We start from the raw sequence: 15737 nt of genomic DNA on the forward strand, positions 1-15737 counted from the left end.
CTTGGATTCGAAGGCGGACGTCGAAGAAACCTAGACGTCGAAGTCGACAGTGACTTCCGGGGTGGTGGGGTGGGACTGGCAGGTCAGGACGTAGCCCTTGTCGAGCTCGTCCTGCTCCAGGGCGTAGTTCTCATCCATGGTGACATTGCCGCTGACCACCTTGGCCCGGCAGGTGCCGCAGACGCCGCCGGCGCAGGCGAACGGCACGTCCGGCCGGACCCGGAGGGCCGCGTTGAGAATGGATTCCCGGGCGTGGGTGGGGCTGGTGACATCGCCCTGCAGGCCGTCCAGCTTGAAGGTGATCTTGTAGGTCTCCTTGGACTCGTCCTCGATCACGGGCCGGCCGACGTTGCCCTCCGGGCGGTCCGGCTTGCCGGAGGTGAAAAGCTCGAAGCGGACGTGCTCCGGGGCGACGCCGCGGGCGGCGAGCGTGTCCCGGCACAGCTGGACGAGCTCGAACGGGCCGCAGAGGAACCATTCGTCGACGTCGTCCGCGTGGATGGCGGTGCCCAGCAGCGCCTGCAGCTTCTCGGCGTCGATCCTGCCGCTGAGCAGCGGCGCGATCCGCTGTTCACGGGAGAGCACGTGGTGCAGCGCGAGCCGGGCCGGGTACTTGTCCTTCAGATCCGCGAGCTCCTCCAGGAACATCACGTCCATGGCGGCCTTGTTGGCGTAGATGAGGTCGAAACGGGTCTCCGGGTGGGCCGCCAGCAGGGTCCGGGCGATGGCGATCACGGGCGTGATGCCGGAGCCGGCGGCGATCGCCACGAACGAACCCGGTTCCCCCGCCAAGCTGTTTTCCAATTCCTTCGGATCGTTCATGGAGTTCATGACGTTTTGTTCCACCGGCTTGCCGTCGCGGCCGTGCTTGGAGACAAAGGCGCCCATGGGGCTCATGACGTCCAGGGCGTCGCCGGCCTTCAGTTCGGCGTTGGCCCACGTGGAGAACAGGCCCCCGAGGTCCTTCTTGATGGCCACGCGGATTTCGCTGGAGCCGTCCGCGAAGCTGCGCGGTTCGGCGCAGATCGAGTAGCTGCGGCGGATCTCGTGGGGCTGGCCGTCGTCGTCCGGCAGGGTGGTGCGCAGCGCGACGTACTGGCCCGGCAGGTAGTCGAACTGTCCGGCGAGCTCGGCCGGGACGCCGAACGTCACTTCGATGGCGTCGTCGGTGAGCCGGCGGACTTCGTCTACCGTCAGGGTGTGGAAGGACGCACGACGGCGGCCGGTGGCTGCGGCCGACTCCGCGGCGCTCTGGCGGACAACCTTCATGGAGGCACCTGTTCCTTACAAAACTTTGAAGTAGTCGAACGGTTCTTTGCAGTCCTGGCATACGTAGAGCGCCTTGCAGGAGGTGGAACCGAAGCGGGTGAGTTCTTTGGTGTTCAATGATGAGCACTGGGGACATTTGACGGCGAGCGAGAGCCGGATGGGGCCGGCGTGCCGGGTGGCCGCCGAGTGGCCAGAGGGTGGGGCGATCCCGTACTGCTCCAGCTTGGCTTTGCCTTCCTCGCTCATCCAGTCCGTGGTCCAGGCCGGCGAGAGGACAAGTTCCACCCGGACGCTAGGGTACCCCGCACCATGGAAAGCTGCCGTGAGGTCATCCCGGATGGCGTCCATGGCAGGGCAGCCGGAGTAGGTCGGGGTGATGGTGACCTGGACGGCGGGAACCATGCCGCCGTCGCCAGCGCTTGGTTCCTTCGAAACCTGGACATCGCGCAGGATGCCGAGATCCGCAATGGTGAGGACCGGGATTTCGGGGTCGCAGACTGTGGCAGCCACCGCCCAGGCCTTCTGTTGGGCGGTGTTGCCCTGGGCGGCGTTGCGGCGCTCCGCGGTTTCCGGGTCAGAAACGAACATTTCCATGGCGCCTACCAGCTGGCTCCGGGGTGCTCGCGGGCGAGCACCTGCATCTCGGCGAGGATGTAGCCGAGGTGTTCGGAGTGCAGGCCGCGGCGGCCACCGCCCGGTGTTGGCTGGACGTTGGGGACCTCGAGCTCGGCTTCGGCCAGGACCTCGCCGGTGAGCCGGTCGAAGTCCTCGCGCAGGCTGGACGGCTGGGGCGCGGCGCCGGCTTCGCTGAGGCGTCCGGTGAGTTCGTCGTCGCGGAACAGCTCGTCCACGAAGGGCCAGATGACCTTGAACGCGTGGATCATGCGCTGGCGCGATTCGTCCGTGCCAAGGGCCAGGCGCAGGACCCACTGGGTGCTGTGGTCCCGGTGGTAGTCCACTTCCTTGACCGCCTTGGCGGCGATGCCGGCCAGGGTGGAGTCGGTGGAGGAGGTCAGCCGGCGGTAGAGCTCGAACTGGTAATGGCTGACCACGAACTGCCGGGCGATCGTGACGGCGAAGTCCCCGTTCGGCTGCTCGAAGAGGGCAGCCGAGCGGAACTCGTGCTCGCGGCGGAAGTAGGCGAGATCGTCCTCGCTGCGCCCGTCCAGTCCGCCGGCGTAGCTGAGGAAGGACCGGGCGTGGCCCAGCTCGTCCAGGGCGATGTTGCCGAGGGCGACGTCCTCTTCGAGTTCCGGCGCGCGGGAGATCCAGTGGCCCAGGCGCTGGGCAAGGATTAGGGCGTCGTCGCCCAAGCGCAGGGCGAACTCAGCGGCGTCCTCGCTCGGCTTCGCGGAGCCGCGGCTGACGGCCAGCGCGATGTCCTCGGGGCGGAGGGCATTGCCGGGGGTGATGCGGGTGGCGCTGGCCGTCCCGTCGCCGCTGGCACCGGCACCGGATACGCCGACGGAGATGTCCCCGTGGCCGCCCGTTTCTTCTGCAGTTTCAGGTGTGCTCACAGGTGCTTCACGCCCTCACTCTTGGTGTAGTACGTGGCGTGCCGGTAGTCCTTGCCCTGCGGGGATTCAAAGAAGGAACCCTTGGAATCGGGGTCGCTGGAGGCGATGGCGTCGGCCGGGACCACCCAGATGGACACGCCTTCGTTGCGGCGGGTGTAGAGATCCCGGGCGTTGCGCAGGGCCATGGCCGCGTCGGGTGCGTGCAGGGATCCTGCGTGGACGTGGGACAGGCCGCGGCTGGAGCGGACGAATACTTCCCAGATCGGCCAGACGTTGCCTGCGTGGGTTTCGGGTGATGAGGAGGTCATGCTGCTGAATCCTTCTGTGCTTGCTTGCGGCTCTGTTTTTCGGCATAAGCCGCTGCGGCTTCGCGTACCCAGGCGCCGTTCTGGTGTGCCTCGCGGCGCCGTTCCAGGCGCTGGGCGTTGCAGGGGCCGCGGCCGGCCAGGACTTCGTGGAATTCAGCCCAATCCAGCGGCCCGTGCTCCCACTTCCTGGTTTCCTCGTTGAACCGGATGTCCTTATCCGGAAGCGTCAGGTCGAGGACCTTGACCTGCTCCATCATCATGCCGACAAACCGGTTGCGCAGCTCGTCATTGCTGAACCGCTTGATGTTCCAGGCCATGGACTGCTTGGAGTTGGGCGAGTCGTCATCAGGCGGGCCAAACATCATCAGGGCCGGGGCGTACCAGCGGTTCACCGCGTCCTGCGCCATCTGCTTCTGTTCGGGAGTGCCGTGGGAGAGTTCCAGCAGGATCTCGAAGCCCTGGCGCTGGTGGAAGGACTCTTCCTTGCAGACCCGCACCATGGCCCGGCCGTAGGGGCCGAAGGACGCGCGGCAGAGCGGCACCTGGTTGGCGATCGCGGCGCCGTCGACCATCCACCCGATGGCACCCATGTCGGCCCAAGTGCGGGCCGGGTAGTTGAAGATGGAGGAGTACTTGGCTTTGCCGTCCATCAGGTCCTGCATCATCTGATCACGCGGCTGGCCGAGGGTCTCGGCGGCGGAGTAGAGATAGAGGCCGTGGCCTGCCTCGTCCTGGACCTTGGCCATGAGGATGGCCTTGCGCTTCAGGCTCGGGGCGCGGGAGATCCAGTTGGCTTCGGGCTGCATGCCAATGATCTCCGAGTGGGCGTGCTGGGAGATCTGGCGCAGGAGCGTTTTGCGGTAGGCCGGGGGCATCCAGTCCCGCGGTTCGATCCGGGAATCTTCGGCCATGACCTTGTCGAAGTAGGCCTGGCCCTCGGCGTCGCGCCGGGCCGCGTCCTCGGGGCTCGGTTCATGCCGTTCCGGCGATGGCTCGGCGGGCACTGACTGCAGGGTCTGCGATGCCATGGTTGCTCCTAGTGAATTTCCGATAAATAATTACCGACCGTTCGTTCAGGATATGCGGAAGGTCAGAGATGCGTCAAGGCACCGCGGCCGCATGGTCCTGGCAGGCGACAGGGAAATTCCTGGCAGGCCGGACCGGCCCGGCGTAGGTTGGGACAGGAGCCAGGGCAGGACGCTCCAGCCGGATGAAAGGAGGCATCGTGGACGCGACCGCACAGATACTGCAGCACTACGAGTCCATCCGCGCGGAACAGGAAGACTTCTACAAGGACCTCCACCAAAACCCCGAGCTCTCACACCAGGAACTCCGCACCGCCGCCAACGTGACGCGCGACATGAGTTCCTACGGCTTCCAAACGCAGTCTGGGATCGGGGGAACAGGCGTCGCGGCGGTGCTGCAGAATGGCCACGGGCCAACGGTTTTGCTCCGTGCGGACATGGACGCGCTGCCCGTGCAGGAACGGACCGGTGCCGGCTATGCAAGCACCGTCACAGCCGAGGACCAAGGCGGCGACCGCGTGCCGGTCATGCACGCCTGCGGGCACGACGTTCACGTCGCATGCCTGCTGGGCGCCTCCAGACTGCTCGCCGATCATCGGGACCTGTGGCGCGGCACGCTCGTGGCCCTGTTCCAGCCGGCGGAGGAGACCGGCGACGGAGCCCGCGGCATGCTCGCCGATGCCTTCCTGGAACGGATCCCTGCGCCCGACGTCGCCCTCGCCCAGCATGTGCTGCCGGGCGTCGCGGGCCACGTCGCTACCCGGCACGGCCCGGTCTTATCCAGCGCCGACAGCATCCGCATCACGGTCCACGGCCGCGGCGGCCACGGCTCGACGCCGCAGAACACCGTTGACCCTGTGGTCCTGGCCGCCATGATCGTCATTCGCCTGCAGACAGTCATTTCCCGCGAAATCCCACCCACCGAACCCGCCGTCCTCACCGTGGGAAGCCTTCACGCCGGGACCAAAAGCAACATCATCCCCGATTCGGCAGTGATGGAACTGAATCTGCGCACCTATACCGACGCCACAAGGCAGCGGATTCTCGACTCTGTCCGGCGCATCGTCCAGTCCGAGTGCACCGCCAGCGGCTCCCCCAAAGAACCGGAATTCGAGATCTTCGACCGTTTCCCGCTCACCGTCAACGACGACGCATCAACAACGCGCGTCGCGGCGGCATTCAGCGCCTATTTCGGCGACCGGGCCGGCAGCCTGGAGCTCCAAACAGCCAGCGAAGACTTCAGCGACATCCCCCGGGCCGGCAACATCCCCTACACCTACTGGGGCATCGGCGGAACGGACCCGGAAACCTACCGCGCCGCCGTACGGGCCCACCGCGTGCAGGAGGACATTCCGGCGAACCACTCGCCGATGTTCCTGCCCGTCCTCCAACCGACCCTACAGACCGGAACCGAAGCCCTCGTCACCGCAGCCCTGGCCTGGCTGGGACGGGAGTCGCAAGAGGCTGCCGCGCCCTGAATTGCGAAAGGATTCGTATACCTAGAGCTACTATGTTTGATACCCTTCAGCTCTAGGTATAGGAGGCGCAGTGCGCATTGATAAAGACCTGGTCGCCGCCTCGGCCACTCCCCTTGTGCTGGGCATCCTGGCGGACGGCGACCTGTACGGCTACGCAATCCTCAAGCGCGTGAGTGAGCTCTCGGGCGGCGGCATGCAGTGGACGGACGGGATGCTCTACCCGCTGCTGCACCGGCTCGAGCGGCTGGGTTACGTATCCTCGCTGTGGGGGACTTCCGACGCCGGTCGCCGGCGCAAGCATTACACCATCACCCCCGCCGGCCGGGACGCCCTTGCCGACCGGCAGGAGCAGTGGACCGTCGTCGCGGACGCGCTGCGCCAGGTGTGGCAGACCACGCAGGGGCCGGCGGCCGCGACTGAGGGATGGGCGTGATGGCGCCGCACGCTGAGCTGGAGGCCCAGATCGATCGGTGGCGCGGATACGTCCAGCGGAACCGGGCGATCTCCCCCGCCGACGTCGATGAGCTGGAGGACCACCTGCGCGAGCAAATCGCCGACCGGCAGGCGACCGGCCTCGATGACGAGGAGGCCTTCCTCGTCGCCATCAAGCGGATGGGCAACCTGGACGCTGTCTCACGCGAGTTTGCCCGCGAGCACTCCGACCGGCTGTGGAAGCAGCTCGTCCTGGTGCCCGAGGGTTCCGGCGACGCCGGCACCTCCCCTTGGCGCGAGCTGGCCGTCGTCCTCGCACTCGCCGTCGGGGCCGGCGTGGCGGTCAAGGCCGGAACTGTCTGGATCGGCGACGGCGCCGCCCTGATGCGCAACCTGGGCCTGCTCGTCTTCCCCTTCGTAGCGGCGTACTTCGCATGGAAGCGGCGTTTCACCTGGACGGTGGCGGCGACCCTGATCGTCCCGTTTGCCGCCCTTGCGGCGGTGCTCAACCTCTATCCGTTCGCCCCGGACGGCGCCACGGGGTTGCTCGCTGCCCTGCACGCCCCGGTCATCCTGGGCGTGCTGACCGGAATGGCCTACGTCGGCGGGAGATGGCGGTCCGACAAGCGGCGCATGGACTTTGTCCGGTTTACCGGCGAGCTTGCGATCTACTACACGCTGCTGGCGCTCGGCGGCGCAGTCCTGATCGCGCTCACCCTCGCGACGCTCCGGGTTGTGGGCGCCGATTTCCAGCCGGTCGTGGAAGATTGGGTCCTGCCGTTCGCTGTGCCCGGGGCTCTCGTGGTCGCCGCCTGGCTCGTCGAGGCCAAGCAGCAGGTGGTGGAAATATCGCTCCGGTCCTCACCCGCGTATTCACGCCGCTGACTGTTGCCATGCTGCTGGTCCTGCTGGCCGTGCTTGCCACGGCGGGCGGTTTCGCCGACATCGACCGCAACCTGCTGATTCTCATGGACGCGATCCTCGTGCTGGTCCTCTGCCTGCTGCTCTACTCAATTTCCGCCCGCGACCCGCTCGCCCCGCCCGGACCGTTCGATGCCCTGCAGTTGGCCCTCGTCATCGCGGCCCTTGCGGTCGATGCTGTGATGCTGACCGCAATGCTGACCCGTATCGCCGAGTTCGGCTTTAGCCCCAACAAGATCGCCGCGCTCGGGCTGAACCTGCTGTTGCTGGTGCACTTGTTGCGCGCGGCCTGGCTCGCCGTCGGATTCCTGCGCGGGCGCCTCCCGTTTGCCGCGGTGGAGCGCTGGCAAACACGCTACCTGCCGGTCTACGGCGTCTGGGCAGCGGCAGTGGTGGTGGTCTTCCCGCCCGTCTTCGGCTTCATCTAGTCGATCGCTGCTGTCAGCGGCGGTCCCCGAAGTCAACAATGTCGACGTCGAGCGGAATCTCGGCGCTGCGTGGGCTCGGGCTCGGGAGAAGTCCCTCGTTCCACGTGCCCTCCAGCGTCGTGGCAGCCGCCCACCGCTGCGCGTTCATCCGGCCCTGGAGCCTGAAGCGGTCGACGACGAACGGCAGTCCGTCCGAGCCGAGGACCGATCTGCCTTCCGTGATCTGGAAGTGCAGGTGCGGCGCGGAGGTGTTTCCCGTGTTGCCGATCCTGCCCAGCGTCTGGCCGGGCAGGACACTGCTGCCCACCCCGACGGCCACCGAGCCCTTCTGCATGTGCGCGTACGTGGCGTAACGGCCGTCGCCGTGGCGTACCGTGACGTGGTTGCCGAGGACGTTCTCCAGCGTGATCGTGCCGGGGTCGGGCAGCTGGCCAGGGATCTGGTCGTCGAGGGTATCCAGTGCGCCCACCACGGTGCCGCCGGCAACAGCAACGATGTCCGCACCATATGCGGTGTAGCTGCGCACATCGGCGGGGTCGCCGTTGACCAGCCGGCCCTGGCTGTCGAGGCGAATCCAGTCGATGGCGAAGCGCTGTGCGGCGTGCAGGGCTCCGTTGATCGGCAGCACCGTGGCACGGTGCACGCCGTCGGTGGCGCAGCAGCCATTCCCGGCCACCCAGCCCGCGCCGGTCAACGGCGGCCCGACCACGGTGGCGCCGCCGTCGAGCGGGAGGGGCGCCGCCATGTAGGCGGTTTGCGCGTAAGCGCTGCCGCCGTCGACAGGCGCCGTGAGGACATGGAAGCGATGCACCAACGCGTTCGGAACGTCTTCGGGGCCGTCGAAGTCGAGTTCAATGAGCACGAGGCGGGCGCCATTCGGCTCGAGCGCCAGGCTCGTGGTGGGCCTCGAACCCAGCGTCCGCAACCGGCGCTGGAGGTCAGCTCCCGAAAACGTCTCGACAATCCGGCCCTCGTTGGCGGCGTCCAGGACGTCGATGCTCTCCACGGTGGACGGCTGCGGCCTGACGTTCGTCAGGTGAAGTTCGTAGACCAAGTGCCACTGCTCGTCGGTCCCGGGCACTGCCGTGCTCGGGGAGCCCAGCGTCGAGGCCGTGATCGGTGAGAATTCGTCGGCAGCCGCGGACGGTGCCTCGAGCGAATTTGGTTCCGGACTGTGTTTCGCATCTGGACGATGCAGAGTGTCGGATCCCGAGGAGACCAGGAGAAGAACGACTGCCAGCGCGACGCCGATCGCCGCCGCCACGAAGGCGACGATTCGGCGCCGGCCGGACGCATTCATCGGGAAAACTCAGCCCTTCACGGCGTTGTCGAGGCCGGCCCGGATCTTGTCCATCGTCTTGTTGTAGGCATCGGTCATGTCGATGTCGAGGCGATCAGCAAGAACGAAAATCCACCAAAGCGATTCCGAAAGTTTGTGCTCGAGCTCCGCAGTGGGATCCCCGTCAATATCCCAGGTGCCTTCGTGGGCCAGCAGGAGCCGCCCGATGTACCCGACGTCGTTCGAGAACCCCATCATGAGCTCGTGGTCCGTCCAGACCTTTCCGTTCAGGCGCCGCTCGAGAATCTCATAGAGCGCGCGCACTTCAAGGGCACGGTCGCGGGCATCGGCGAGTGCGGCATGCTTGGGCGTAGACACGTAAATCCTTCTTCCGGCCGGTAACCTGTGAAACGCATCCGGGCCCGGAATTATTCTGCTGCGCCGTGTCCATCGCCGTGACAGAGTGGAGAAAGTCGCGACTGCGCCCAAGGAGGATAAGCTCGAAAGCTACGTCGCATCCGCGTCTCCGAACCCATGAATCTCCTCACCGGAAACTGGAAACCTTGGAAACGTCCTCACCCATTCGGATCCTCACTGTCTGCACCGGCAATATCTGCCGCTCGCCCGTTGCGGAGCGCTTGCTCCGGTCCGGTCTCGACCAGGTGAGGCCCGGCGCCTTCCGCGTGGAGAGCGCCGGCACACGGGCCATGGTGGGCGAGGCTGTCCAGCCCAGCTCAGCGGACATCATCCGGAACTACGGCGGAACAGCCGACGGCTTTGCTGCCCGCCAGCTGACTCCGAAAATCCTGCGCGACACGGACCTGGTGTTGACCATGGCCGCGCGGCACAGGGGCGAAGTGCTGCAGATGGATGCTTCCCTGCTCCGACGCACTTTCACCATCCGCGAGTTCGCGCGAATGCTAAAGGTCCTTGAACAAAGAGACACAGAGCAGAACGACGGTGCACAGGCTCCGGCGGCGGACCTCCCGGCCTTCTGGCGGGCGTTACCCGTCCGGGCCGCTGCGGTACGGCATCTGGCCCTCGCGGAGGATGCGTCAGAGAACGACGTCGTGGATCCCTACCGCCGCGGCGAGGACATGTACCGGCAGATGGAGGACGAGCTCGCGCCCGCCCTCCTCACGATCCTGCGTTTCGCCCGGCACAACAGCTGAGCGGCCGCAGCGGGTGTTGTGCCGGGCGCCGGTCAGGCGTGGGGCAGCACGAGTTTGGCGTAGCGGTCCTTCATGGTGGCCAGGACGGTATCGCCGTCGGCGTCCCAGATCTCCTGGTTGAAGATTTCCACTTCGATGTCGCCGGTGTATCCGGCGTCCCGGACCCAGGTGCCGATGGTCGCGAAGTCGATGACGCCGTCACCCATCATGCCCCGGGACAGCAGGGCGTCCGCGGCGATGGGGAGGTTGAAGTCGCACACTTGGTAGGAGGCGATCCTGTTTTCCCGGCCGGCCCGTTCGATCTGCGTCTTCAGTTCCGGGTCCCACCAGACGTGGAAGGTGTCGACGGCGACGCCGACCGCCTTCGCGTCGTAGGGGGCCGCCAGGTCCAGGGCCTGGCCCAGGGTGGAGATCAGGGCCCGGTCCGCGGCGTACATCGGGTGCAGCGGTTCGAGGACCAGCCGGACTCCGTTTTCGGAGGCGAACGGGACCAGGTCCTCGAGGCGGTCGGCCACGCGCCGGCGGGCCGCGACGACGTCCCTCTCCCCCGGTGCCAGGCCGCCGACCACGAGGAACAGGTCCCGGGTGTCCAGGGCCACGGCCTCCAGGATGGCGGCCCGGTTGTCCGCCAGTGCTGCGGCCTGGCCGGCGGCGTCGGGGGCGGTGAGGAAGCCGCCGCGGCACAGCGAGGACACGCGCAGCCCGGCGTCCCTGATCAGCCGGGCGGCCTTGTCCAGGCCGGCGTCGTGCACGGTGTCCCGCCACGGCCCGATCGCCGGGATCCCGGCGCGCACGCAGCCGTCAACAGCCTCGGCCAGGGTCCACTTCTTGGTGGTGGCGCTGTTCAGTGACAACCGTGAGAAGCCGGACACGTCGCTCATGCCGCCACCCCGTTGATCCGCAGGAAATCCGACATCCGGAAGGCGGCCAGGGCGGGGTTCGTGATCAGTCCGGCCCGGTCTGCCAGTTCGAAGGTCTTCGCCAGGTGCACCACGGACCGGCCGGAGTGCAGCCCGCCCACCATCTGGAATCCGGGCTGCTTGCCGTTCAGCCAGGACAGGAACGCGATGCCGGTCTTGTAGTAGAAGGTGGGGGCGCTGAAGATGTGCTTGCCCAGCTCCCGGGTGGAGTCGAGGATGGCCCGCGCTTCCGCAGCGTTGCCGGCGTCGTAGCTCTGCAGGGCCGCCGAGGCTGCCGGGTAAATTGCCGCGAAGATGCCCAGCAGGGCATCCGAGTGATGCGTGCCGTCGCCGTCGATGAGTTCGGGGTAGTTGAAGTCGTCGCCGGTGTAGAGGCGGACGGTCTCGGGCAGGGCGGCCCGCAGGGCCACTTCGTGGGCGGCGTCCAGGAGCGAGACCTTGACCCCGTCGACCTTGTCAGCGTGCTCCCGGATCAGGGACAGGAACGTCCCGGTGGCGGTGGGGACGTCGTCGGAGCCCCAGTACCCCGCCAGCGCCGGATCGAACATGGTGCCCAGCCAGTGCAGGATGACCGGCCGGTCCGCCTCATGCAGCAGGGTCGAGTAGACATGCAGGTAGTCATCCGGCCCGCCGGCCACCTTCGCCAGCGCCCGCGAGGCCATCAGGATCACCTTCGGCCCCGCTTCGGCGACGACGGCGATCTGCTCGCGATAGGCGTTTAGGACCGCCTGGAGGCCGGCTGCGCCGGAGGGCAGCGTTGCCAGGTCCAGCTGGTCGGTCCCGGCGCCGCAGGAGACGAGATCGCGCACGGTCTTGCCGGCGGTCGCGGCAGCGCCGGAGGCAACCACTGAAGCTGCTTCGGCGCCGGTGCGTTTGATGAGCTGCTGGGTGGCGTCCCAGTCCAGGCCCATGCCGCGCTGGGCGGTATCCATGGCATCGGCCACGCCCAGGCCGTAGGACCAGAGCTCGTGCCGGTACGCCAGGGTGGCGTCCCAGTCCAGCCGGGCCGGGGCGCCCGGCGTGTTGTCGGCGGTGACTTCGGGAATGACATGGGCCGCGGCGTAGGCGCGCCGTGACGCCAGCGGCGCCGTCGGCTTCCTCCAGCGGGGGGGCGTCCCCGAGCCGGTACTGGCGGGTGCCGCCGTCGTACATGGGAAGAATGAGGGAGGTCATCAGAGCGTGATCTCCGGGATATCGATGGTGCGGCGCTCGGCGTTGGACTGCAGGCCCAGTTCGGCGAGCTGGACGCCGCGGGCCGCGGAGAGCAGGCCGAAGCGGTGTTCGCGGCCGGCGACGACGTCGCGGAGGAATTCTTCCCACTGCAGCTTGAACCCGTTGTCCAGCTCGGCGTTCGCGGGGACCTCCTGCCACTGGCTGCGGAAGGATTCGGTGACCGGCAGGTCCGGGTTCCAGACCGGCTTGGGCGTGTGGGCGCGCTGCTGCGCGACGCACTTGTTCAGGCCGGCGACGGCGGAGCCATGCGTGCCGTCAATCTGGAATTCCACCAGCTCGTCGCGGTAGACACGGACCGCCCACGAGGAATTGATCTGGCCAACGACCGGCCCGCCGCCGGGGGTTTCGAGTTCGAAGATGCCGTAGGACGCGTCGTCGGCCGTGGCTTTGTATTCCGTGCCGGCCTCGTCCCAGCGGGCCGGGATGTGGGTTGCCGTCTTGGCGTTGACGCTCTTGACCTTGCCGATGATGCCTTCCAGGACGTAGTTCCAGTGGCAGAACATGTCGGTGGTCATGCCGCCGCCGTCTTCCTTCCGGTAGTTCCAGGACGGACGCTGGGCCGCCTGGACGTCGCCTTCGAAGACCCAGTAGCCGAACTCGCCGCGGATCGAGAGGATGCGGCCGAAGAAGCCCTCGTCCACGAGCCGGCGCAGCTTGACCAGGCCCGGCAGGTACAGCTTGTCGTGCACGACGCCCGCCGTGACGCCGGCTTCCTTGCCGATGCGGGCCAGCTCGATGGCTTCCTCCAGCGTCTCGGCGGTGGGCTTCTCGGTGAAGATGTGCTTGCCGGCGCGCATGGCCTTCTTCAGTGTCGCCGCGCGGAGGCTGGTCATGGACGCGTCAAAGACGACGTCGACGGTGGGGTCGTTGATCACTGCGTCCAGGTCCGTGCTCCACTCGGAGACCTTGTGCAGCTCGGCAAGCTCCCGGATCTTTGCCTCGTTGCGGCCCACCAGGATCGGTTCCACCTGCACCTTGGTGCCGTCTTCCAGGGTGAACCCACCGGCGTCGCGGATGGGGAGGATGGAGCGCAGCAGGTGCTGGCGGTAGCCCATCCGGCCGGTAATGCCGTTCATGGCGATGCGGATCGTCTTTGTTTCGAAGCCCATGTGTCCTCCACGGTTCTTGGATGTCAGCTGCTTTTCTGGGATCTGCGTAGTCGGGAAAGCGCATTCCCATGCGTTCATAATGCGTTGCCGGGGTCGCAATGGCAAGCGCTTTCCAGCAAATTGCGTAGGATGGAAGACGGAGGCGGGAATGGACCTGCCTGAACCAGCGCCTTCAGAACAGGAGTTTCCGTGGCCGCAAGCACGCTCGCCGAAGTAGCCCGGCTGGCCGGGGTTTCCCTGGCCACCGCCTCCCGGGTTCTCAATGGCTCTGACAGAAAACCCGGCCAAGACGTGGCGGAGCGCGTCAGGCAGGCTGCAGCTTCCCTGGGCTACGTCCCAAACGCCCAGGCGCAGGGATTGGCAAGATCCACCTCGGGACTCGTCGGCTTGGTTGTGCACGACATCGCCGACCCCTACTTTGCGGCAATTGCCCGCGGCGTCCAGGCGGCCGCCAGGGAGCAAGGCAAGATGGTCCTGCTGGCGACGACCGAGGGAACGCCGGCCGACGAACGCGCCGCGGCAGCCGCCTTCGCCGCCCGCCGGGCCGATTCGATCGTCATCGCCGGATCACGTTCCATCCGGCCGGAGGACCAGGAGAGCAATGCCGAACTCGCGGCAGAACTCGACCGGTACTGCCGAAACGGCGGGCGCGTAGGGGTGTTGGGACACCCCATCGTCGGAGCAGCCGCCCTGGACGGCTATCACGTAGTGGCTGTCCCCAACGAGGCGCTGGCTGCGCAGCTCGCCACGACCCTGGCGCAGGTCCCCGGGGAATTCGTGATTATTGGCGGTCCGGAGGGTCTGCTCACCTCCGACGACCGCGTCCGCGGGTACCAGAGCGGCCTGGCAGCAGCCGGGCTGCCGCCGGCCGAGGTCCTCCGCGCCAGCTTTGACCGCACCGGCGGTTACGAGGCGGGTCTCACGCTCGCCAACCGGATCTCCGCCGCGCGGAAGGCCAATAAAGCCTCGACCGGTGAAGCGCCGCGGCCGTGCATCTTTGCCGCGAGCGACGTCATGGCCATCGGCGCTGTGGCCGCACTCCGGTCCGAGGGATTGCGGGTGCCCCGCGACGTCTTGATCGCAGGATTCGACGACATCGAAACGCTCCGGGACTTCCGGCCATCCCTGTCCACGGTCCGCCTCCCCCTCGAGAAGATCGGCAGGCTCGCCGCACTGGCCGGCACCACGGGGCAGACCGGAGCCGGCGGCGCGGACGACGGCACCGCCATCGCCGGCCAGGTCACGTTGCGTCGCAGCACCCAGTCGTCCTCCGCGCCCCGAAACTAGGGCGACGCGCAGAGCTCGTTACGGATTTCGGACCTGTCCCCGCAGTGATTGGAGCCGGCACTCGGGGCAAGTGCCGTTGCAACGCCGGCCGGCACTGCGTGTCGGGTCACGTCACCGCGGTGGCGTTGGCGGGTGAGCCTGTCCCTCCGGTGATGTTCAGCGGTTTGATGCTGAGGAACCCTTCCCACCGGCCGGTGGTTTTCATGTGCCGGCTGAGGGGCCCAAGCCGCCACAGCTCGCCCAGGGGCATGCCGAGTTTGGCGAGGAGTTGTTGGTGCATCATGCCGTGGTCGTTTGGGGCGGAACGTTGGAACGGGCTACCTGGCACGGCCGGCAGGCATTCGAGGGCGAAGTTGTCTGCGGCCAGGAGGGCGAGACGGTGGTCCCAGGCCCAGGCGACGAAATCCCCTGACTGGGCCACACCGCTGGCACGACGGCTGTCGCGGGCCCGTTGTTTTTCCTCCGCGGAGAGGGCCAGGAACCATTCACACCAGCCGGTGTGGAGCATCAGGATGTCACCCGGACGGATGCTGAGCGACTGGGCCGCCATCGCCGCCTGGATCAGGTCGAGGCTGAGGGCTTCACCTGCTGCATGGTCGATGGGGGCGCCCAGACCGTTGCGGTGCCCGTGGAGGTCGACCAGGACTCCCCTGCCAACGATCGGGTTGTCAGCCCATTCCTGGATGCCGAGCTCCGGGGTGCCTTCCTTGATTCGCTCGTCGGGGGTGCCGTTGTAGAAGCCGATGTCATCTGCCCTCCGGTGCCGGAGTCCGTCGATCTGGGTGGAGCCTTGGAGGTAGTAGCCGTCCAGGTAATCGTCGCGGTGGGCGGGATGGGAAGAGTAGATCGTGTGGCGGGGTGCGCTGCGTTTGAGCGACATCCCGGGGTCGAAGGCGTCCGCCGGATAGTCCAGTCCGAAGACCGTGCCGGTCCTGATGCAGTCAGTGGCTTCCAGGATGGCGTCCTGTGTAATGAAGGACGGCGTTCCGCGGTCCGGTTCGGGAAACAATCCCCAGGATGTCCCGGCGAGGCGGCCTTCCCGCTGCAGCAGCTCGGCGAAAGTTGGGTACGTTCCTGGTTCGGTTTCCTTGGCGCCTGTCATCGCATGGTTGCTTCCTGCGGGGTTTGCTTCTGTTTTTGATGGCTCTTGTAGCTGAGGAGGAAGCCGGCGACCGCGCACACCGAGGCAGCGATGCACAGAGGGGGCTTGAACGCGTCATTGAAGAATTGCAGCCAGTCGCCCTGGCCGGCGGTCAGGGCGATGGCCTGGCCTGCCACGAATACGACGCCGCCCAGGAGGAGAAGGGCGAGTGTCAGGACGAAGATGGCTTCGATGGTTCGTCTGATCTTGTGCATTGG

17 protein-coding genes and 1 pseudogene are annotated in these 15737 nt (G+C 67.0%); 6 read left to right on the top strand and 12 right to left on the bottom strand.

Going from position 1 to position 15737, the window contains the following annotated elements; genetic code table 11:
- Nucleotides 1–30: 30 nt before the first annotated feature.
- The 5 genes from paaE to paaA are packed head-to-tail and all read right to left on the bottom strand — an operon-like array spanning nucleotide 31 to nucleotide 4122.
- Nucleotides 31–1269: a 1,2-phenylacetyl-CoA epoxidase subunit PaaE gene (paaE, locus tag ACFVTM_RS14440; protein WP_390204162.1), complete on the bottom strand. Its 1239-nt coding sequence runs from the start codon at nucleotides 1267–1269 to the stop codon at nucleotides 31–33.
- A gap of 15 nt (nucleotides 1270–1284) precedes the next feature.
- Entirely contained in the window at nucleotides 1285–1857 is a 573-nt protein-coding gene (gene paaD / locus ACFVTM_RS14445) for a 1,2-phenylacetyl-CoA epoxidase subunit PaaD (RefSeq protein ID WP_390204163.1), read from the bottom strand.
- An 11-nt stretch (nucleotides 1858–1868) separates the two neighbouring features.
- Nucleotides 1869–2786, bottom strand: coding sequence for a 1,2-phenylacetyl-CoA epoxidase subunit PaaC (gene paaC / locus ACFVTM_RS14450; RefSeq protein ID WP_390204164.1), 918 nt, complete (start codon nucleotides 2784–2786; stop codon nucleotides 1869–1871).
- Nucleotides 2783–3094, bottom strand: coding sequence for a 1,2-phenylacetyl-CoA epoxidase subunit PaaB (paaB, locus tag ACFVTM_RS14455; RefSeq protein ID WP_390204165.1), 312 nt, complete (start codon nucleotides 3092–3094; stop codon nucleotides 2783–2785). The genes paaC and paaB overlap by 4 nt, the downstream gene beginning before the upstream one ends.
- Nucleotides 3091–4122, bottom strand: coding sequence for a 1,2-phenylacetyl-CoA epoxidase subunit PaaA (gene paaA / locus ACFVTM_RS14460; RefSeq protein ID WP_390204166.1), 1032 nt, complete (start codon nucleotides 4120–4122; stop codon nucleotides 3091–3093). Before paaA ends, paaB begins: the two co-directional genes overlap by 4 nt.
- Nucleotides 4123–4319: 197 nt before the next feature.
- On the opposite strand from paaA, the gene ACFVTM_RS14465 reads away from it, so the two are divergent.
- From ACFVTM_RS14465 to ACFVTM_RS14480, 4 genes are all read left to right on the top strand, one after another.
- On the top strand, nucleotides 4320–5597 hold the full coding sequence (locus tag ACFVTM_RS14465) for an amidohydrolase (RefSeq protein ID WP_390204167.1): 1278 nt from the start codon (nucleotides 4320–4322) through the stop codon (nucleotides 5595–5597).
- A gap of 70 nt (nucleotides 5598–5667) precedes the next feature.
- A complete protein-coding gene (locus tag ACFVTM_RS14470; protein ID WP_277526425.1) occupies nucleotides 5668–6030 on the top strand; it encodes a PadR family transcriptional regulator in 363 nt (120 codons plus the stop codon).
- Nucleotides 6030–6914: a permease prefix domain 1-containing protein gene (locus ACFVTM_RS14475; protein WP_390204168.1), complete on the top strand. Its 885-nt coding sequence runs from the start codon at nucleotides 6030–6032 to the stop codon at nucleotides 6912–6914. Before ACFVTM_RS14470 ends, ACFVTM_RS14475 begins: the two co-directional genes overlap by 1 nt.
- A gap of 8 nt (nucleotides 6915–6922) precedes the next feature.
- Nucleotides 6923–7378: a hypothetical protein gene (locus tag ACFVTM_RS14480; RefSeq protein ID WP_390204169.1), complete on the top strand. Its 456-nt coding sequence runs from the start codon at nucleotides 6923–6925 to the stop codon at nucleotides 7376–7378.
- Between the two features lie 13 nt (nucleotides 7379–7391).
- Here the strand turns inward: ACFVTM_RS14480 and ACFVTM_RS14485 are convergent, their stop codons facing one another.
- Nucleotides 7392–8678, bottom strand: coding sequence for a M23 family metallopeptidase (locus tag ACFVTM_RS14485; protein ID WP_390204170.1), 1287 nt, complete (start codon nucleotides 8676–8678; stop codon nucleotides 7392–7394).
- Between the two features lie 9 nt (nucleotides 8679–8687).
- Nucleotides 8688–9035: a hypothetical protein gene (locus ACFVTM_RS14490; protein ID WP_390204171.1), complete on the bottom strand. Its 348-nt coding sequence runs from the start codon at nucleotides 9033–9035 to the stop codon at nucleotides 8688–8690.
- A gap of 185 nt (nucleotides 9036–9220) precedes the next feature.
- Here ACFVTM_RS14490 and ACFVTM_RS14495 point away from each other — a divergent pair, with 185 nt between their 5' ends.
- Entirely contained in the window at nucleotides 9221–9829 is a 609-nt protein-coding gene (locus ACFVTM_RS14495; protein ID WP_390204172.1) for a low molecular weight phosphatase family protein, read from the top strand.
- A 32-nt stretch (nucleotides 9830–9861) separates the two neighbouring features.
- Here ACFVTM_RS14495 and ACFVTM_RS14500 read toward each other — a convergent pair whose 3' ends face one another.
- The 3 genes and pseudogenes from ACFVTM_RS14500 to ACFVTM_RS14510 form a co-directional block, all read right to left on the bottom strand.
- Nucleotides 9862–10701 carry a sugar phosphate isomerase/epimerase family protein gene (locus tag ACFVTM_RS14500; RefSeq protein WP_390204309.1) on the bottom strand — a complete coding sequence of 280 codons (840 nt, stop codon included), beginning with the start codon at nucleotides 10699–10701 and terminating at the stop codon, nucleotides 9862–9864.
- A gap of 5 nt (nucleotides 10702–10706) precedes the next feature.
- Nucleotides 10707–11922 (bottom strand): annotated as a pseudogene (locus tag ACFVTM_RS14505) (dihydrodipicolinate synthase family protein).
- Complete coding sequence (locus ACFVTM_RS14510) at nucleotides 11922–13091, bottom strand: Gfo/Idh/MocA family protein (RefSeq protein WP_390204173.1); 1170 nt, start codon at nucleotides 13089–13091, stop codon at nucleotides 11922–11924. The pseudogene ACFVTM_RS14505 and the gene ACFVTM_RS14510 overlap by 1 nt, the downstream one beginning before the upstream one ends.
- 189 nt (nucleotides 13092–13280) lie before the next feature.
- Here ACFVTM_RS14510 and ACFVTM_RS14515 point away from each other — a divergent pair, with 189 nt between their 5' ends.
- Complete coding sequence (locus tag ACFVTM_RS14515; protein ID WP_390204174.1) at nucleotides 13281–14378, top strand: LacI family DNA-binding transcriptional regulator; 1098 nt, start codon at nucleotides 13281–13283, stop codon at nucleotides 14376–14378.
- A 106-nt stretch (nucleotides 14379–14484) separates the two neighbouring features.
- Here the strand turns inward: ACFVTM_RS14515 and ACFVTM_RS14520 are convergent, their stop codons facing one another.
- Nucleotides 14485–15480 (bottom strand): cyclase family protein, encoded by a 996-nt coding sequence (locus ACFVTM_RS14520; RefSeq protein WP_390204175.1) that lies wholly within the window; start codon nucleotides 15478–15480, stop codon nucleotides 14485–14487.
- Nucleotides 15477–15734 carry a hypothetical protein gene (locus ACFVTM_RS14525; protein ID WP_390204176.1) on the bottom strand — a complete coding sequence of 86 codons (258 nt, stop codon included), beginning with the start codon at nucleotides 15732–15734 and terminating at the stop codon, nucleotides 15477–15479. The genes ACFVTM_RS14520 and ACFVTM_RS14525 overlap by 4 nt, the downstream gene beginning before the upstream one ends.
- Nucleotides 15735–15737: the final 3 nt, after the last annotated feature.

This window comes from Arthrobacter sp. NPDC058130, from assembly GCF_042884475.1.
GTDB lineage: Bacteria > Actinomycetota > Actinomycetes > Actinomycetales > Micrococcaceae > Arthrobacter.